Below are 15,867 nucleotides of genomic sequence, written 5' to 3'. Positions count from 1 at the left end.
CATTTTCCGCAGCGGGTCAGCGCAACGCCGCCCGCCTGGAACGTTACTCTGCGGTCAGCAGGTTCGCCAGCGTGCGCACGCCGATGCCGGTGGCGCCAGCCGCCCACTGCTCTACCGCAGCCTTACGGTAAGTGGCGGAGCAGTCGATATGCAGCCAGCCATGCTGATAATTTTCAACAAAATGCGACAGGAAACCCGCCGCCGTGCTGGCGCCCGCCGGGTAAGCGCCGCCCGCCGTGTTGTTCAGCTCGGCGAAGTTGGAAGGCAGCTGGCTGCGATGGAACTCTGCCAGCGGCAGGCGCCAGAAGGCTTCGTTTTCAGCGTTCGCGCTCTCCAGCAGGCGAGCCGCCAGCGCGTCGTCAAAGCTAAACAGCGCGTGGTAATCGTTGCCGAGCGCGGTTTTCGCCGCGCCCGTCAGCGTGGCGCAGTCGATGATAAGCTCCGGCTTCTGGGCTGAGGCGTCGATAAGCCCGTCCGCCAGCACCAGGCGGCCTTCGGCGTCAGTATTCATCACCTCAACGGTTTTGCCGTTGCGGTAGGTGATGATATCGCCCAGGCGGAAAGCGTTGCCGCTGATCATGTTGTCCGCGCAGCAGAGGATCAGCTTCACGCGCTTGTTAAGGCCGCGGGTGATAGCGAAAGCCAGCGAGCCGGTCACCAGCGCCGCGCCGCCCATGTCCGACTTCATCGAATCCATAAAGGCGGTCTGCTTGATGCTGTAGCCGCCGGAGTCAAACGTAATGCCTTTACCCACGAGGCAAGCGTAAACCGGCGCGCTCTTGTCCCCTGTCGGGTTGAAGTCGAGCGTCAGCAGCACCGGCGGGCGCTCTGAACCACGGCCTACGGTATGCAGGCCAAGGTAGTTCTGCTCGCGCAGATCCTCGCCTTTGGTAATGCGATAAGTCACGCGCTCGCCGCCAACGTCCGCCAGCAGATCGACCGCGCGCTGCGCCAGTTGCTCCGGCCCTACCTCTTCTGCCGGGGCGTTGATAACATCGCGCACCCAGTCGATGATTTTCAGGCGGCTGGTAAGCTCCTGCTGCTGGGCGTCGTCAAGCTTCGCCCAGTTCACCGTACGCTTGCCTTTCGGCCCGCGATAGCCCATCCAGAAAGCCCAGCTTTTCTCCACGTCCCAGCCTTCGCCGGCCAGTTCCACGTGCTTCAGCCCCTGGCCGTCGATTTTACGCCCCGCGCGCTGGATAAGCGCAAGGTCGTCCTTGCCGGTCAGATGCAGGGTAATGCCTTCGTTGTTGATGCTGTAAGCGGCTTTTTCACCCCAGCGGGCGTCGGCGGGGGTGGTGGAAAGGGTGATTTTCATGGCTTCGGTCATCTTATTGTCCTTATAGTCGGCTCATGGTTAAAACGTAAAAACGGGCCGCCAGAGGCAGCCCGTTTCGTTATTCTGCTTCGTCCAGCCAGACCAGCAGTATCGCTTCGAGGATTTTTTCGTTAGACGCGTTCGGATCGTCATCGAAATCCTCAAGCTCGCAGATCCACTGATGCATATCGGTGAAACGCACAGTCTTCGGATCGGTATCCGGGCGGCTGTCGTACAGCGCCTCGCCGATTTCGCGGCTGTCGGTCCATTTCAGTCCCATACTACCCCCGGTTAGTGCTCGCGAGCATGGTTGATAGTGTAACGCGGCATTTCGACCACCAGATCTTCATCGGTGACGCGCGCCTGGCAGCTCAGGCGGCTTTCCGGCTCAAGCCCCCAGGCTTTATCCAGCATGTCGTCTTCGTCTTCGCTGCTTTCCGGCAACGAGTCGAAACCTTCGCGCACGATGCAGTGGCAGGTGGTGCAGGCGCACGATTTTTCGCAGGCGTGCTCAATGTCTATGCCGTTGCGCAGCGCAACGTCAAGAATGGTTTCACCGCTCTTCGCTTCCAGAACTGCGCCATCGGGACAGAGATCCTGATGAGGCAGAAAAACAATCTTTGGCATATTAAACCTCGTCCACGGAGTGGCCTTTCAACGCTTTACGGATAGAAGCATCCATACGGCGAGCGGCAAACTCCTGGGTTTGTTTGTCTGTATTTTTAATAGCGTGTTCAATGGCGTCGGCATCATCGCCAAGGGCGGCGGCGCGAAGTGCCGCTACCGCCTCGTCAACCGCCTGACGCTCCGCGGCGCTTAACAGCGCGGCGTCGGTTTTCAGCGCCCCTTCCAGGCTTTCCAGCACGCGGGCGGCTTCCACTTTCTGCTCGGCCAGCATGCGCGCTTTCACGTCCTGCTCGGCAAAACTCATGGAATCCTGAATCATGGCGGCGATTTCACCGTCGGTCAGACCGTAAGAAGGCTTCACCTGAATAGACGCTTCCACACCGGTGGATTTTTCCATCGCGGTGACGCTCAGCAGGCCGTCGGCGTCCACCTGGAAGGTGACGCGGATATGCGCGCCGCCTGCCGGCATCGCGGGAATGCCGCGCAGCGTAAAGCGCGCCAGCGACCGACAATCCTGCACCAGCTCGCGCTCGCCCTGCATGACGTGGATAGCCATGGCGGTCTGCCCGTCTTTAAAAGTAGTGAACTCCTGAGCGCGGGCGACCGGGATGGTGGTGTTGCGCGGAATGACTTTTTCCACCAGACCGCCCATGGTCTCAAGACCGAGCGACAGCGGAATCACGTCCAGCAGCAGCATTTCACTGTCCGGCTTGTTGCCGACCAGGATATCCGCCTGAATCGCCGCGCCGATAGCGACCACTTTGTCCGGGTCGATAGAGGTGAGCGGCGTGCGGCCGAAAAACTCGCCCACGCGCTCGCGCACCAGCGGCACGCGGGTGGAGCCGCCCACCATCACCGCTTCCAGCACCTCGTGTGCCTCTACGCCCGCGTCTTTCAGCGCGCGGCGGCAGGCCAGCAGCGTGCGTTTCACCAGCGGCGCGATAAGCGCGTTGAACTGCTCGCGGGTGACGCTGCCCCGCCAGCCCGCCACCTCGACCTCTGCGGTTTCGGCGTCGCTCAGGGCAATTTTCGCCGCGATGGCGACGTCGAGAAGCTGACGCTGGAGACGGTTGTCGGTACGGTCCGTGAGGCCCGCCTGTTCGCGAATGAAATCCGCCAGCAGGTGGTCGAAGTCGTCGCCGCCGAGCGCGGAATCACCGCCGGTCGCCAGCACCTCAAACACCCCGCGGCTTAAGCGCAAGATAGAGATATCAAACGTGCCGCCGCCAAGATCGTAAACCGCGATCACCCCTTCCTGCCCCGAATCGAGGCCATAGGCGATGGCCGCAGCGGTAGGTTCGTTTAGCAGGCGCAGCACATGCAGCCCGGCGAGGCGGGCGGCGTCTTTGGTGCCCTGGCGCTGGGCGTCGTCAAAATAAGCGGGAACGGTGATCACTACGCCGTCAAGCTCGCCCGCCAGCGCTTCGCGCGCGCGTTCAGCCAGCGCTTTGAGGATATCGGCGGAGACGCGCACCGGATTCAGCAGCCCGGCAGGCGTGTTGATCATCGGCAGGCCATTTTCGCTTGCCGTTAAGTGGTACGGCAGATGGGGATAGCGCGCCTGAATATCGGCAAGGGAGCGGCCCATCATGCGCTTAACGGAGCTGATGGTGTTGACCGGGTCGCTGGCGGCTTGTGCGCGCGCTTCCCAGCCCACGGTGTGGCCCTGGTGCTGATAATGCACAACGGAGGGCAGCAGATGGCGGCCTTCGTGGTCCGCCAGGGTTTCGGTTTGCCCACTGCGAACCGTCGCCACCAGCGAGTTGGTGGTGCCAAGGTCGATGCCCGCCGCAAGCTTACGCTGGTGCGGCGCGCTACTCATGCCCGGCTCACTGATTTGTAATAAGGCCATGTTGAGCTTCCAGAATTAAAAATCGAGCAGCTTTTCTTCGAGTTGTTCTGACTGGCTTTGCAGTTTATCGAGAAAACGGAGTTTGCGCACGGTGTCCGCCGCCTGCGTCCACGCTTCGCTGTCCAGCTCCGCCACCATCTGCTGATGGCGGGTGTTGTACATGCCTTTCACCCGCTGCATGAACGACTCGAGACGCTCGGTATCTTTCGCCTGCTCAATCTCATCCAGCTCTTCGCGCAGCTCCAGCTGTTCCATCAGGAATGCCGTATCACGCACGGTGTGCTGCTCGCTTGCCAGGTCGAAGCCGTGGAGCGAAAGCAGATATTCAGCGCGGGTCAGCGGGTGGCGCAGCGTTTGCCAGGCCTGATTGATGGTGGCGGATTGCGAGAGGGCCGCCAGTTGCTCGGCTTGCGGACGGCTGGCGTATTTATCGGGATGATACTGACGTTGCAGCTCCTGGTAACGCGCCGCCAGTTGTTCACTGTCGAGCGCAAAGCCAGGCTGCAACCCAAAGAGGGTGAAGTAATCCATAACGGTCTCGGGGTCAGCGTGGTAAAGCAATGCCCCACGCGCCCGGTCGGGCGGTGGGGTCATCAGGGCGGGTCGTGGTATCAGACGTTGAAACTTTCGCCGCAGCCGCACTCATCTTTTACGTTCGGGTTAGTAAACTTAAACCCTTCGTTGAGGCCTTCTTTAACGAAGTCCAGCTGAGTGCCGTTGAGGAATTGCAGGCTTTTGCCATCGACAACCACTTTTACGCCTTTGTCTTCGAACACCTGGTCTTCCGGCTGGGGTTCATCAACAAATTCCAGCACATAGGCCATGCCAGAGCAGCCAGACGTGCGCACGCCAAGACGCAGGCCAAACCCTTTACCGCGGTTGGCAAGGAAGGCATTCACACGCGCGGCGGCGGAATCGCTAAGGGTAATCGACATACTACAACCTCAATTATTTGGCTTGTTTGCTTTTGTAATCCGCAATCGCGGCTTTAATGGCGTCTTCCGCAAGAATAGAGCAGTGAATTTTCACTGGCGGAAGCTCAAGCTCCTCGGCGATGTCGGTGTTCTTGATAGCCTGCGCTTCGTCCAGGGATTTGCCCTTCACCCACTCGGTGATAAGGGAGCTGGAAGCAATAGCGGAGCCGCAGCCGTAGGTCTTAAAGCGCGCGTCTTCAATGATACCCTCATTGTTGACTTTGATCTGCAGCTTCATCACGTCGCCGCAGGCCGGCGCGCCGACCATGCCGCTACCGACGCTTTCGTCGTTGTTGTCAAAAGAACCGACGTTGCGCGGATTCTCGTAGTGATCGATAACTTTTTCGCTGTATGCCATGTTTTATTTCTCCCGTCGGATACCGATTAATGATGCGCCCATTCGATGCTGTTCAGGTCCACGCCCTGCTTGAACATTTCCCACAGCGGAGAAAGGTCGCGCAGACGGCCGATGGATTTACGAACCAGCTCGATGGTGTAATCAATTTCTTCTTCGGTAGTAAAACGACCTAAAGAGAAACGGATAGAGCTATGGGCCAGCTCGTCGTTCATGCCCAGCGCGCGCAGCACGTAGGACGGCTCCAGGCTCGCCGAGGTACAGGCGGAACCGGAAGAGACGGCCAGGTCTTTCAGCGCCATGATCAGCGACTCGCCTTCCACGTAGTTAAAGCTCACGTTCAGAATGGTCGGTACGCCCTGCTCGAGGTCGCCGTTCAGGTAAACTTCTTCGATATCTTTAATGCCGTTCCACAGACGGTTACGCAGACCGCGCAGGCGCGCCATCTCGCTTTCCAGCTCTTCTTTGGCGATGCGGTAAGCTTCGCCCATGCCGACAATCTGGTGAACAGGCAGGGTGCCGGAACGCATGCCGCGCTCGTGACCGCCGCCGTGCATCTGCGCTTCGATGCGAATGCGCGGCTTACGGCGAACGTAGAGCGCGCCGATGCCTTTCGGGCCATAAATTTTGTGAGCGGAGAAGGACATCAGATCCACTTTCAGCTGGCTCAGGTCGATAGGCAGTTTGCCCACGCTCTGGGTCGCGTCCACATGGTAGATGATGCCGCGCGCGCGGCACATTTCGCCGATGGTGGCGATATCCTGCACCACGCCGATTTCGTTGTTCACGTGCATGATGGAGACCAGAATGGTGTCGTCACGCATCGCCGCTTCGAGCTCTTTGAGATCGATAATGCCGTTGCTCTGCGGGGCGAGGTAGGTCACTTCAAACCCTTCGCGCTCCAGCTGGCGGCACGTGTCCAGCACCGCTTTGTGCTCGGTCTTGCTGGTGATGATGTGCTTGCCTTTCTTCTGATAGAAATTGGCCGCGCCTTTGATAGCCAGGTTGTCAGATTCCGTCGCGCCAGAGGTGAAGACAATCTCACGCGGGTCTGCGCCAACCAGGTCGGCAATGTGGTTACGGGCGATATCAACCGCCTCTTCCGCCTGCCAGCCAAAGCGGTGAGAACGGGACGCCGGGTTACCGAACGTGCCGTCCATCGTCAAAAACTGCATCATCTTCTCGGCGACGCGCGGGTCAACCGGCGTGGTCGCGGAGTAGTCGAGGTAAATCGGTAATTTCATTGCTCTTATGCTCCGTACATCTCAATACGTAAACCCGGCGGCTGGCTGGATAAAAGCCGATACCGACGGAGTGTTCGGACACCCCGGCCGGGTTCTGAATACCTGTAGTTTTTTTAACTTACTTACGCACGCAGTTTGACGTCGATGGCGTCCTGAGCGCGGGTCGGGCGATGGGCATCGTTATGCTGACGGTCAGAAACGTCCAGCACTTCCTGGTTGTTCACCAGTTCACCTAAGGTGATGTTGTTCAGAAAACCGGTCAGACGGTCGCTGAGGTCGCGCCACAGCGCGTGGGTCAGGCACTTGTCGCCGCCCTGGCAGCCGCCTTTGCCCTGACAACGGGTCGCGTCGACAGATTCGTCAACGGCGCTAATCACTTCGCCGACGGCGATGCTGCTTGCGTCTTTACCAAGCAGATAACCGCCGCCCGGACCGCGTACGCTGGCCACCAGGCCATTTTTGCGCAGACGGGAAAACAGCTGCTCCAGATAGGACAGGGAGATGCCCTGACGCTCGGAAATATCAGCCAACGGAACCGGGCCCGCTTCGGAGTTAAGTGCAACGTCCAGCATTGCGGTCACGGCATAGCGCCCTTTTGATGTCAGTCTCATGTCTTACTTAACCTCAAACACGCCCCTCGAAGCGGGGGATTATTGTCATATGGGTGTTGCATAGCAGGCGCAAGTCTGACATTCCCGAGTAATTTGGTCAACTATTTACCCTGGTATTTTACTCAACTATTCCGGCTTCGCTTTATCGCCGTTTTCAATGGAGGCAAGAATGCCGCGCAGAATGTTAAGTTCCTGACTTTCCGGGCGTGCGCGGGTAAACAGGCGACGCAATTTGTTCATCACCTGACCGGGGTGGTTAGCGCGAATAAAGCCGGTTTTCAGCAGCACTTGCTCCAGGTGGCCGTAAAAACGCTCCAGATCGTCAACTAACGGGTATGGCGTTTCTTCGTGTTCCGCCGCCGCGTTTTCCTGAGTCGCAAGCCAGGCCATGCGTACTTCATAAGCGATGACCTGCACCGCCATGGCGAGGTTAAGCGAGCTGTATTCCGGGTTAGCGGCAATGGCGACGTGATAATGGCATTTCTGCAACTCTTCGTTGGTCAGCCCCACGCGTTCGCGGCCAAACACCAGCGCCACCGGCGCGTGCTGGCTTTCTGAAATGCTCTTAAGGCCGCATTCGCGCGGGTCGAGCATCGGCCAGGGGAGCGTGCGGGAGCGCGCGCTGGTGCCCACCACCAGGCTACAGCCGGAAAGCGCTTCATCAAGCGTGTCTACAATCGTTGCATTGCCGATGACGTCGCTGGCGCCTGCGGCGAGCGCGATGGCCTGGGAGTCCGGCTTCACCAGCGGGTTAACCAGCCAGAGGTTGGTCAGGCCCATGGTTTTCATGGCGCGGGCGACCGAGCCCATGTTGCCGGTATGAGAGGTCTCCACCAGCACGATACGAATATTTTCCAGCATAGCGATTCTGTACGAATAAAGAATATTGGGACATCCTATCATAAACCTGAGACATAATCCGAACCCTCTGCTATACTCCGCGCCGTTTTCCCGTTCTTTAACATCCAGTGAGAGAAACCTGATGCATCCGATGCTCAACATCGCCGTGCGTGCTGCGCGCAAGGCCGGAAACTTTATCGCCAAAAACTACGAAACCCCGGACGCCGTAGAAACCAGCCAGAAAGGCAGCAATGATTTCGTTACCAACATCGATAAAGGCGCAGAACGCGTAATTATCGACACCATTCGCCAGTCCTATCCGCAACACACCATCATCACCGAAGAAAGCGGTGAACACGCCGGCACCGAGCAGGATATTCAATGGGTTATCGATCCGCTGGATGGCACCACCAACTTCGTTAAGCGTCTGCCGCATTTCGCGGTCTCCATCGCCGTGCGCATTAAAGGCCGCACCGAAGTCGCCGTGGTTTACGACCCGATGCGCAACGAACTTTTCACCGCGGTACGCGGCCAGGGCGCCCAGCTCAACGGCTACCGTCTGCGCGGCGGCAGCGCGCGCGACCTCGACGGCACCATTCTGGCGACCGGCTTCCCGTTCAAAGCCAAGCAGCATGCGCCGGCTTATATGAACATCGTCACTAAACTCTTTACCCAGTGCGCCGATTTCCGCCGCACCGGTTCCGCTGCGCTGGACCTGGCTTACGTTGCTGCCGGTCGCGTGGATGGTTATTTCGAAATCGGCCTGAAGCCGTGGGATTTCGCCGCCGGCGAACTGCTGGTGCGTGAAGCGGGCGGCCTGGTGTGCGATTTCACCGGCGGCCACAACTACATGAGCTCCGGCAACATCGTTGCAGGCAACCCGCGCGTAGTGAAAGCGCTGCTGGCGGGCATGCGCGAAGAGCTGAGCGAAGCGCTGAAGCGTTAATTCCGTTTCAGGCGATTTTCCGCTTAAACGAAAAGGCAGGTCCGCGAAAGCGGCCTGCCTTTTTTGTTGCCTGAAAAACGGCGGGGAAACCGTTAAAACGGCCGCAGCCCCTGCCCTGGCGGCTGCGCGCTCATCCACATTACCAGCGCGGCGAAAACCAGCGCCACGCCGCCCGCCAGGGCAAGCGTCGCCCATCCGGTCTGACGCCACAGCGGCGGCGCGCCGCCGCCAAGCCGCACCGCAAGCTGGCGAAAGCTATGCACAAACAGCGCGATAGCCGAGATAGTCAGCGACGTGCCCGCCGCCATCGCCAGCGCCGCCGCAACCCCCCAGCCAAACACGCCGATCACCTTGCTGAACAGCAGCACCATAATCGCGCCGGAACAGGGACGCATGCCCATCGAGAGCACGACCATCAACCTTGCGCGCCAGTCATCGGCGCGCTCCAGCTGATTTGGCGAAGGAAGGTGCTGATGCCCGCAACCGCAGGTCTCGCTGTGCACATGATGGGGCGTGAAAGCGTTGAACGTTGGCTTACGCAGCAGCCTGCGTAGCCGCTTAACCGCTCGCCAGCAGAGCATCGCGCCAAGCCCCCCTACCAGCAGATAGCTCCCCTTCTCCAGCCAGTAACTGCCCAGATGAAGTTGTCGCGCCGGGAGCGCGAGAAGCGTCAGCACCACGACGACCAGCCCTATCGCCACCAGTCCCTGTAAAAGCGACGAGGCGAGGGTTAAACCGAGGCTGCGTTTCAGGCGCGAAGGATGGGTGGCAAGCCAGGTGGTGATAACGATTTTGCCATGCCCCGGCCCCAGCGCATGCAGCACGCCGTAAAGAAAACTGAAAGCCAGCAGCGAAACGCCCGCCCGCGACGGGTTTTGCGCTACCTGCTGCAACAGCCCGCTCAGCTCGCGGTTCACGCTGCGCTGCCAGAGGGCGCTTTCCATCATCACCTGCGGCCATGCCCGCCATAGCCAGAAGCCGCCCGCCAGCATCAGCAGAAGAAAGAGCGCCAGCGGCCAGAGGTGCGCCCAGCGGCGTTTTTTTCCAGAAGTCGCCATCACTGACATTGCAGCGTCACCTGCTGGGCGAACTGTTTGCCGAGCGCCATCTCTTCCGGCGGGGCGTCCGCTTTATCGAGCGACAGCGCGAAAGCCTGCACGGCGGCGTCCGGTTTCGGCGTTTTCACGGCGACCTTGCAGGCGCCCTTCAGTTCATCCGGCAAAAGCACCTCGTTATCGTTTTCATAGCTCATGTCGACAAAATAGCTGGGATCGAAAGTTGAGAACAGGTAGCGTTGCCCGGCAAGCGGCTGAGAACGCGCCAGCGGCAAGGTAAACTCAAGCACCGCCTGGTGCCCTTCGCGTGACAAACTGTAGGCGGAAGGCCGGGCGGCGAATTTTACTTTCTCACCGTTATGCCAGAATTCCGTGAAATAATGTTGCGTCAGCACGTTCGCCATCACCTCCGCCGCCAGCCGTTTCCAGACCGGTGAGTCCGGTTTCGCTTCTCCGGCGTCATACAATAAGTCTGCTGAAGTGATTTCATCCATCATCCAGCGCATTTGCAGCGCAGTAATCTGGCCCTGCCCGGCGATAATTTGCGTTTTCATAGAGATAAAGCTGTGTGGGTGCGCCAGGGCTGGCTCAGCCGAAAGCATGACCAGTAAAGACATCGTTATGTATAAGCGGTGTAATATTTTCTTCATGATCCCCTCTGGCGAAAAATTCTGTGAGCCAGCCAGAATTCCGCGATGAAACTTTCCGCTGTCCATAACAGCGAAAAATCCTTTGGCTATCCTTAGCAGTAAAATGACCCACTGGACTAAACGGATGATGACTCTTCTCGCCCCACCACCATCTGTGCTTTCCAGTCCGCAGCGCCGCTGCCAGGTATTATTGATGCTTTACCTGCCGGGACAAACCGTGACGCCCGAAATCGTCGGCCGCGTCAACGGTGTGGATGGCGCCATCGCCCGCCAGGATATTGCCGAAACCAGCGACGAAATCCAGCGTTACCACCGGCTTAACATCATCACCCAGCAAGACGGCAGCTACCGGATAGAAGGCACCGCGTTAGATCGCAGGCTCTGTCTGCTGCACTGGCTGCGCCGGGCGCTTCGTTTGTGCCCGGACTTTGTTCAGCACAACTTTACCCCTGCGCTGAAAAGCGAGCTCAGACAGCACGGCATCGCGAAGGCGCTGTATGACGATACGAATTTACATGCGCTCGTCAACCTTTGTGCCCGCAGGCTGAATCGCCAGTTTGAAACGCGCGACCGCGAATTCCTGCGCCTTTATCTGCAATATTGCCTGGTCCAGCACCATTACGGGCAAACGCCGGAGTTTTCGGAGCCGCAGTTGATGTGGATGCGCATGCGCGCCGAATATCTGGCGGCGCAGGAGATCGTGCGCCACTGGCAGCGCCGCGTGGCGCAGGCGCCCCATATTAACGAGCACTGTTTTCTGGCGCTGCTGTTTATGATGCTGCGCACGCCCGATCCGCTGCGCGACTGCCACCCGCAGGATTTGCGGCTGCGCGAAGCGATTAGGGGCATGATAGCCCGTTTTCGCGAACTTTCCGGCATGGCGTTCAGCGACGAACAAGGTCTGGCGGACCAGCTTTACGTGCATCTTTGCCAGGCGCTCGATCGCAGTCTGTTCGGCATCGGTATCGATAATACGTTGCCTGAAGAGATAACCCGGCTTTATCCGCGCCTGATGCGCACCACGCGCAATGCGTTTACAACCTTTGAAGAAGAGTATGGCGTGACGTTTTCAGATGAAGAGGTCGGGCTGGTGGCGGTGATTTTCGGCGCCTGGCTGATGCAGGAGAGCGATCTGCAGGAGAAGCAGGTATTGCTGCTGACCGGCAATAACGAGGCGCTGGAGATGGAGCTTGAGCAACAGCTGCGCGAACTTACCCTGCTGCCGCTTAATATTAAAAGACTGACGCTCCACGCCTTCCAGCAGGAGGGCGCGCCTAAAGAGGTCGCGCTTATCGTCACGCCTTACACCACTTCGCTGCCGCTTTTCTCGCCGCCGCTGATCCACGCCGCTGAAATGCCGCTCGGCGACCATCAGCGGCAGCGTATCCGCGAACTTTTAGAACATTAAGCGCGCGCTGCCACTTTCGGGCGCAGAACGAGAGCCGGCAGCGCCACCAGCGCCATTACCCAAAATACCCCGCCCTGTAAATGCTGGTAGAGGTAGCCTGCAAACATGGTCATCACCGCGATACCGCCGCCCATCGCCACGGCAGAGTATACCGCCTGCAGGCGAATAACCTCGCCGCCCTGGCGCGCTGAGATATAGCGCATCGCCGCCAGGTGGCAAATCGTGAAGCTGCCGCAGTGCAGAATTTGCGCGACGATAAGCCACGGCAGCGCGGTGGTCCAGCCCATCAGCGACCAGCGGATAATGCCCAACACGCCGGAGATAAGCAGCAGGTCGCGGGCGCTCAGACGGCTGAATAGCTTTTTACTCAGCGCGAAGATGACAATCTCCGCCACCACGCCAAGCGACCACAAATAGCCCACCACAGAAGCGGAATAGCCCGCGCCCTGCCAGTAGATGGCGCTGAAGCCGTAATAGGCGGCGTGCGCCCCCTGCAACAGCGACACGCAGGCGAGAAAACGCCAGCTTTCGCCAATCAACCTGCGCCACGCCTGCCAGCCCGCCGTCTCCTGCACGCGCGCTTCTCCTTGCGGCATCACCGAAGGGCGCAACAGCATGCCGATAAGCATGGAAGCGATGCCGATAGTTAACAGCGCCAGAATAGCCTGCGCGTCAAACAGGCTGACCAGCTTGCCGGTCAGCGCCGAACCGATAACAAACGCTAGCGACCCCCACAGGCGCACGCGGCCATAATCCATGGTTATCTGGCGCTGCCATGTACCGGCGAGCGCGTCGGTGAGCGGCACCAGCGGCGAGAAAAAGAGGTTGAAGCCGACCATCACCAGCAGCAGCCAGGCGGTGGCATGCCCCAGCCAGAAGCCGACCGCGAAAAGCAGCGTCAGCATCGCCAGTACCCGCAAGGCAAATACCAGCCGGGCGGGGTCTTTTACCCGCGGCGCCAGCAGCAGGCTGCCAAGAAAACGGGCGATTAACCCTGAGCCAAGCAGCAGACCGATGGTTTCAGGGGGCAGCCCTACCCCCTTCAGCCACAGGCTCCAGAAGGGCAAAAAGATGCCGTAGCTGAAAAAGTAAGTGAAATAGCTAAGCGCAAGCCAGCGCGTTGAGTGCAAAACCATGAGTCCCTCCCGTTGCGGAGGCGATAGCCTGGCGGGATATCGGCTGTCGCGCAAGACGTAACATTGTTTTAACATTAACAGAAGTAAGGTGATCGGGACGTCAGTTAAGGGAAGCTGAATTAAGGAAATAAAGTGCGGCGGATTACATGGAAAGAACAGGCGCTAAACGATTTGGCCAATATCCTTGATTACATCGAGCAACAGAACCCCGTAGCAAGCAGAAAATTGCTGGAACAGATGATGCGGGTTGCCGATAGCCTACCTCTCACCCTTCCTTTATCGCTCCGGTAGAGTGCCCGGCACCCGCGACGCGGTAGTCCATCCACATTACGTGTTGATTTACAGAGAATCGGAGCTGCAAACAGAAATCTTGCGCGTGCTGCATACGCGCAGAGAATATCCCTGAACAGAGCGGAAGGAGGAAACCTCCTTCCGGCATGGTTTTCATTCTGGATAAAGCCAGGCGTGAATGATTTTTCTCAGGCCAGGATGCGCTCAGCCCAGACGCTGATATCATCGCCGCTGCCTAAATCAGGCTGCACCAGGCCGTTGACCATAAAAGTGGGCGACACATGGATGCCGTTCTGGCGGGCGTACTTGCAGTGCCATTTAATCAGCTGTTGCAGTTCGGCGCGCGCGAAAGGCTCATCTACGTTCACGCCGCTGTAGCGCTCAATGCGCTGCATAATTTGATGTGGCGTGACGTCCATATTCGGGCCGCGGCAGTGGTCGGTAAACTCAAACTCTTCACGATGATCGCCTACCGCTTTCATCACTTTCCAGGCTGCCGCTTTGCCCTCCGGCAGCGTGGAGGCCGCGAGGATATAGCGCACAATAACGCCGGAAAACAGGTGCCAGGGCTGCGACTGCAGGCGAATTTTCACCGTAACTTTGTCTTCACCAACGTGGTCAAGCAGCGCTTCAAGCTTGTTAAACGCTTTGACTGAAAAAGGACAGGTCGGCTCAAGGAAGACTTCAAATACGCGAGGGCCGTGGCCCCACTCCAGCGGCGCACCGTGCAGTGTCGTTGTTGCGTTCATGCGAACTCCTGTTTGCAGAAGGACGGGTTTGTGTGCCAGCACCTTACCACGTAACCGCCGGATTCACCTGCCCTCTTTGACCCTGCACTCTGGCCTTCGCATAAAAAAGCCCTGCGCTAAGCAGGGCGTTTTTTGTCAGAAAGCGACCCAGTCGTCGGTGCGCTTCACGCTAGTCGCCGCGACGGGGGCTGGCTTAACGGCAGGCGTTGGCGCGCTTTGCGCGGTTTTCTGCTCGCCTGATGAGAGGCGGAACTTACGCACGGCGCTTTGCAGCTCGTCCGTCTGGCGCTCCAGCGCGGCGGCGGCGGCGGAGACCTGCTCCACCAGCGAAGCGTTCTGCTGCGTTACGCTATCCATCTGGGCGATGGCCGTGCCGACCTGCGAAATCCCTTTGCTCTGTTCTTCTGAAGCGGAGGCTATCTGCTTCATGATGGTGCTGACATTGTTCACCGCGTTCAGGATCTCCGTCATCGTTGCGCCCGCTTCATTCACCAGACGAGAGCCCTCTTCCACGCGGCCGACGGAATCGGCAATCAGCGTTTCAATCTCTTTTGCCGCTCCGGCGCTGCGGCTGGCGAGATTACGCACTTCGCCCGCCACGACGGCGAAGCCCCGCCCCTGCTCGCCCGCGCGCGCCGCTTCCACCGCCGCGTTCAGCGCCAGAATGTTGGTCTGAAAAGCGATGCTGTTGATGACGCTGGTGATATCCGCAATTTTCTTCGAGCTGCCGGAAATGCCTTCCATGGTGCTCACTACGCTCCCGACCAGCGTGCCGCCTTTGCTGGCGGTGGTCGAGGCGGTCTGCGCAAGATCGCTTGCCTGGCGAGCGTTATCGGCGTTGAGTTTTACCGTAGCGGTGAGCTGTTCCATGCTGGCGGCCGTCTCTTCAAGCGCCGAGGCCTGCTCTTCAGTACGCGAAGAGAGATCGTTATTGCCCGCTGAAATCTCAGCCGCGCCGCGCCAGATATTCTCGCTACCGCTGCGAATGGCGCTTACCGCCTCGCGCAGGCTGTCCTGCATCGCCGTTAACAGCGGCACAAGCTTGCCTACGCAGTTGCGGCCCATCTCCTGCACCGGCTGGCTGAGATCGCCTTCGGCAATCAGACGGAAGTGATGGCGAATGCGATCGAGCGGCTTCACCAGCATGACAACCAGATAGCGGTCGGTCAGCAGCAGCAACAGCAGGCCGATAATCACCGCGACGATAATAATGGCTTTTGTCATCTGAGTGAGTGAATCCACCCGCACGCGCGCCTCGTCAAGGCGGGCGCTGGCCGTGGCGGTGAACTTTTCCGCCGCCGCGCCGAAAGCCCGGCTCAACGCTGGCGTAACGTTATTCGCCTGCGCGCGATACTGCTCAAGCGTGCCTTCCCGCGCGAGCTTCATTTGTGGCGCAACCCCTTCGTCCAGCAGTTTCTGCCAGTTATTGATGGTCTGCTGCGAGACGGCGACATCCATTGGTCCGGGGGAGAGGCGTTTAAACGTCTCAAGCTGCTTCGTCATCCCCTCCAGCGCCTGTTGCGCCGGGGCAAAAGCGCTGGCATCGGGCGAGCCGCCAGCAGCTTTCGTCTCCATCACGCGGGAAAGCCGCGTGACGAAGCGAAAATACTGATCGTTACCTTTACTGAGCACGCTCATCTGCGTCACCAGTTCACGATCCACCTCGTTACCCTTGCCAAGTTGCGAAAGCGAGTACGCGCTGTAGAGACCGACGCCCAGCCATAGCAGGCAGAACAACCCCAGCACGGCGAGCATGACTGAACGTATCGAAAAATTTTTGAGCAAACCCATAATCAATTCCCTGCCTGAAA

At 59.1% G+C, this 15,867-nt stretch carries 19 protein-coding genes; 4 read left to right on the top strand and 15 right to left on the bottom strand.

Annotation, left to right across the window (positions count from 1 at the left end; genetic code table 11):
* Positions 1-43 precede the first annotated feature (43 nt).
* The 10 genes from pepB to trmJ form a co-directional block, all read right to left on the bottom strand.
* Complete coding sequence (pepB, locus tag MT962_RS16405; RefSeq protein ID WP_247366068.1) at positions 44-1,330, bottom strand: aminopeptidase PepB; 1,287 nt, start codon at positions 1,328-1,330, stop codon at positions 44-46.
* 67 nt (positions 1,331-1,397) lie between these two features.
* Positions 1,398-1,598 carry a Fe-S cluster assembly protein IscX gene (gene iscX / locus MT962_RS16400; RefSeq protein ID WP_024558749.1) on the bottom strand — a complete coding sequence of 67 codons (201 nt, stop codon included), beginning with the start codon at positions 1,596-1,598 and terminating at the stop codon, positions 1,398-1,400.
* Positions 1,599-1,609: 11 nt separating this feature from the next.
* The gene (gene fdx / locus MT962_RS16395) at positions 1,610-1,945 is read right to left on the bottom strand and encodes an ISC system 2Fe-2S type ferredoxin (RefSeq protein WP_024558750.1); all 336 of its coding nucleotides are present in this window, start codon (positions 1,943-1,945) and stop codon (positions 1,610-1,612) included.
* A 1-nt stretch (position 1,946) separates the two neighbouring features.
* Positions 1,947-3,797, bottom strand: a complete 1,851-nt coding sequence (gene hscA, locus MT962_RS16390) for a Fe-S protein assembly chaperone HscA (protein ID WP_247366067.1) — start codon at positions 3,795-3,797, stop codon at positions 1,947-1,949.
* Positions 3,798-3,812: 15 nt separating this feature from the next.
* Positions 3,813-4,328 carry a co-chaperone HscB gene (gene hscB / locus MT962_RS16385; RefSeq protein WP_024560287.1) on the bottom strand — a complete coding sequence of 172 codons (516 nt, stop codon included), beginning with the start codon at positions 4,326-4,328 and terminating at the stop codon, positions 3,813-3,815.
* 80 nt (positions 4,329-4,408) lie between these two features.
* On the bottom strand, positions 4,409-4,732 hold the full coding sequence (iscA, locus tag MT962_RS16380; protein WP_024558753.1) for an iron-sulfur cluster assembly protein IscA: 324 nt from the start codon (positions 4,730-4,732) through the stop codon (positions 4,409-4,411).
* A 13-nt stretch (positions 4,733-4,745) separates the two neighbouring features.
* Complete coding sequence (gene iscU / locus MT962_RS16375) at positions 4,746-5,129, bottom strand: Fe-S cluster assembly scaffold IscU (protein ID WP_024558754.1); 384 nt, start codon at positions 5,127-5,129, stop codon at positions 4,746-4,748.
* Positions 5,130-5,155: 26 nt separating this feature from the next.
* Entirely contained in the window at positions 5,156-6,370 is a 1,215-nt protein-coding gene (gene iscS, locus MT962_RS16370; RefSeq protein ID WP_024558755.1) for a cysteine desulfurase, read from the bottom strand.
* A gap of 122 nt (positions 6,371-6,492) precedes the next feature.
* Complete coding sequence (gene iscR / locus MT962_RS16365) at positions 6,493-6,981, bottom strand: Fe-S cluster assembly transcriptional regulator IscR (protein WP_024558756.1); 489 nt, start codon at positions 6,979-6,981, stop codon at positions 6,493-6,495.
* 126 nt (positions 6,982-7,107) lie between these two features.
* On the bottom strand, positions 7,108-7,842 hold the full coding sequence (gene trmJ, locus MT962_RS16360; protein WP_024558757.1) for a tRNA (cytosine(32)/uridine(32)-2'-O)-methyltransferase TrmJ: 735 nt from the start codon (positions 7,840-7,842) through the stop codon (positions 7,108-7,110).
* Positions 7,843-7,963: 121 nt separating this feature from the next.
* Here trmJ and suhB point away from each other — a divergent pair, with 121 nt between their 5' ends.
* Complete coding sequence (suhB, locus tag MT962_RS16355) at positions 7,964-8,767, top strand: inositol-1-monophosphatase (RefSeq protein ID WP_024558758.1); 804 nt, start codon at positions 7,964-7,966, stop codon at positions 8,765-8,767.
* 92 nt (positions 8,768-8,859) lie between these two features.
* On the opposite strand, the gene MT962_RS16350 is transcribed toward suhB, so the two are convergent.
* Together MT962_RS16350 and MT962_RS16345 are read right to left on the bottom strand one after the other, a co-directional pair.
* On the bottom strand, positions 8,860-9,834 hold the full coding sequence (locus MT962_RS16350) for a nickel/cobalt transporter (protein WP_247366066.1): 975 nt from the start codon (positions 9,832-9,834) through the stop codon (positions 8,860-8,862).
* Positions 9,825-10,472 (bottom strand): DUF1007 family protein, encoded by a 648-nt coding sequence (locus MT962_RS16345; RefSeq protein WP_247366065.1) that lies wholly within the window; start codon positions 10,470-10,472, stop codon positions 9,825-9,827. Before MT962_RS16345 ends, MT962_RS16350 begins: the two co-directional genes overlap by 10 nt.
* 124 nt (positions 10,473-10,596) lie before the next feature.
* Here MT962_RS16345 and csiE point away from each other — a divergent pair, with 124 nt between their 5' ends.
* The gene (csiE, locus tag MT962_RS16340) at positions 10,597-11,880 is read left to right on the top strand and encodes a stationary phase inducible protein CsiE (RefSeq protein ID WP_247366064.1); all 1,284 of its coding nucleotides are present in this window, start codon (positions 10,597-10,599) and stop codon (positions 11,878-11,880) included.
* Here csiE and MT962_RS16335 read toward each other — a convergent pair.
* The gene (locus tag MT962_RS16335; RefSeq protein ID WP_024561716.1) at positions 11,877-13,016 is read right to left on the bottom strand and encodes a 3-phenylpropionate MFS transporter; all 1,140 of its coding nucleotides are present in this window, start codon (positions 13,014-13,016) and stop codon (positions 11,877-11,879) included. The two genes, csiE and MT962_RS16335, sit on opposite strands and share 4 nt — an antisense overlap.
* A gap of 132 nt (positions 13,017-13,148) precedes the next feature.
* On the opposite strand from MT962_RS16335, the gene MT962_RS22250 reads away from it, so the two are divergent.
* Together MT962_RS22250 and MT962_RS22310 are read left to right on the top strand one after the other, a co-directional pair.
* On the top strand, positions 13,149-13,307 hold the full coding sequence (locus MT962_RS22250; protein ID WP_235147566.1) for a type II toxin-antitoxin system RelE/ParE family toxin: 159 nt from the start codon (positions 13,149-13,151) through the stop codon (positions 13,305-13,307).
* A 1-nt stretch (position 13,308) separates the two neighbouring features.
* Positions 13,309-13,422: a type II toxin-antitoxin system RelE/ParE family toxin gene (locus MT962_RS22310; protein WP_348773188.1), complete on the top strand. Its 114-nt coding sequence runs from the start codon at positions 13,309-13,311 to the stop codon at positions 13,420-13,422.
* Between the two features lie 73 nt (positions 13,423-13,495).
* On the opposite strand, the gene MT962_RS16325 is transcribed toward MT962_RS22310, so the two are convergent.
* Both MT962_RS16325 and MT962_RS16320 read right to left on the bottom strand, forming a co-directional pair.
* Positions 13,496-14,056, bottom strand: a complete 561-nt coding sequence (locus tag MT962_RS16325) for a thioredoxin (protein WP_247366063.1) — start codon at positions 14,054-14,056, stop codon at positions 13,496-13,498.
* A 135-nt stretch (positions 14,057-14,191) separates the two neighbouring features.
* Positions 14,192-15,847, bottom strand: a complete 1,656-nt coding sequence (locus MT962_RS16320; RefSeq protein WP_024558764.1) for a methyl-accepting chemotaxis protein — start codon at positions 15,845-15,847, stop codon at positions 14,192-14,194.
* Positions 15,848-15,867 lie beyond the last annotated feature (20 nt).

The sequence above is a fragment of the Franconibacter sp. IITDAS19 genome (genome assembly GCF_023079515.1).
Lineage (GTDB): Bacteria > Pseudomonadota > Gammaproteobacteria > Enterobacterales > Enterobacteriaceae > Franconibacter > Franconibacter pulveris.
This window is presented reverse-complemented; position numbering and strand designations above follow the sequence as displayed.

Excerpts from the sequence above, each read along its gene's own strand:
- MT962_RS16335 (WP_024561716.1), bottom strand. The coding sequence starts at position 13,016 with ATGGTTTTGCACTCAACGCGCTGGCTTGCGCTTAGCTATTTCACTTAC.
- iscR (WP_024558756.1), bottom strand. The coding sequence starts at position 6,981 with ATGAGACTGACATCAAAAGGGCGCTATGCCGTGACCGCAATGCTGGAC.
- MT962_RS16345 (WP_247366065.1), bottom strand. The coding sequence starts at position 10,472 with ATGAAGAAAATATTACACCGCTTATACATAACGATGTCTTTACTGGTC.
- iscS (WP_024558755.1), bottom strand. The coding sequence starts at position 6,370 with ATGAAATTACCGATTTACCTCGACTACTCCGCGACCACGCCGGTTGAC.
- hscA (WP_247366067.1), bottom strand. The coding sequence starts at position 3,797 with ATGGCCTTATTACAAATCAGTGAGCCGGGCATGAGTAGCGCGCCGCAC.
- iscA (WP_024558753.1), bottom strand. The coding sequence starts at position 4,732 with ATGTCGATTACCCTTAGCGATTCCGCCGCCGCGCGTGTGAATGCCTTC.
- trmJ (WP_024558757.1), bottom strand. The coding sequence starts at position 7,842 with ATGCTGGAAAATATTCGTATCGTGCTGGTGGAGACCTCTCATACCGGC.
- MT962_RS16350 (WP_247366066.1), bottom strand. The coding sequence starts at position 9,834 with ATGTCAGTGATGGCGACTTCTGGAAAAAAACGCCGCTGGGCGCACCTC.
- iscU (WP_024558754.1), bottom strand. The coding sequence starts at position 5,129 with ATGGCATACAGCGAAAAAGTTATCGATCACTACGAGAATCCGCGCAAC.
- hscB (WP_024560287.1), bottom strand. The coding sequence starts at position 4,328 with ATGGATTACTTCACCCTCTTTGGGTTGCAGCCTGGCTTTGCGCTCGAC.
- MT962_RS16325 (WP_247366063.1), bottom strand. The coding sequence starts at position 14,056 with ATGAACGCAACAACGACACTGCACGGTGCGCCGCTGGAGTGGGGCCAC.
- csiE (WP_247366064.1), top strand. The coding sequence starts at position 10,597 with ATGATGACTCTTCTCGCCCCACCACCATCTGTGCTTTCCAGTCCGCAG.
- suhB (WP_024558758.1), top strand. The coding sequence starts at position 7,964 with ATGCATCCGATGCTCAACATCGCCGTGCGTGCTGCGCGCAAGGCCGGA.
- fdx (WP_024558750.1), bottom strand. The coding sequence starts at position 1,945 with ATGCCAAAGATTGTTTTTCTGCCTCATCAGGATCTCTGTCCCGATGGC.
- MT962_RS16320 (WP_024558764.1), bottom strand. The coding sequence starts at position 15,847 with ATGGGTTTGCTCAAAAATTTTTCGATACGTTCAGTCATGCTCGCCGTG.
- iscX (WP_024558749.1), bottom strand. The coding sequence starts at position 1,598 with ATGGGACTGAAATGGACCGACAGCCGCGAAATCGGCGAGGCGCTGTAC.
- pepB (WP_247366068.1), bottom strand. The coding sequence starts at position 1,330 with ATGACCGAAGCCATGAAAATCACCCTTTCCACCACCCCCGCCGACGCC.